General features: G+C 53.0%; 1 pseudogene. It reads right to left on the reverse strand.

Annotated elements, in window-relative coordinates:
- Window positions 1-59: 59 nt before the first annotated feature.
- A pseudogene (locus tag D1841_RS18220) lies at window positions 60-593 on the reverse strand (recombinase family protein); the annotation flags it as partial.

The following is a 593-nucleotide window of genomic DNA, read 5'->3' on the forward strand; positions in this document are numbered from 1 at the left end:
AAAGTACAGTTTACAAGGGACTACACAAGGTAACGGTCTGACGGGCGCTGATATGCCCGTCAGATTTTCCATGTGATGTTTAAGCTGTCGCTTGTGGCGGCAATGGTGGTAATCATCAAATCCACCACCCGCCGCTTGTCGTCAAAGGATACGTTCTTCCAAGTGTCGAGGTAGCCGGAAATCTGGCTGACCTGTTCCGGGCTGATGGCTTCCACGGTCAACTCCGCCATCTTCGCCAGAAGTTCCTGCTTGCGTCCGTCCAGTTCGGCTATCTTCACATTCACATAGGAGAGCAGCACATTATTTGCGCCTGTCAGACTGTCCAGCAACTTTTCAATCTCGCTATCCACATGGGCAAGTTCCACTTGCAGGGCGGTGATTTTGGGATTGGCCTTTGCCGCTTTCTTCCTGCCCGTCAGTGTCTTGTAGCTGTCCAGCTTTTTCACCATCTGCCGATACACCACCGCTTCCAGTTCCGCCGTGATGATTTTCCCACAGCCGGGACAGCTTTTGTTGTCCAGCCGTTTCGTACAGCGGAGGTACTGTCTGCCGGAGGGATTGAAGATACTCATAAGGGCGTACCCGCAGTTCCC

The organism is Neglectibacter sp. X4, assembly GCF_009917365.1.
Lineage (GTDB): Bacteria > Bacillota > Clostridia > Oscillospirales > Acutalibacteraceae > Acutalibacter.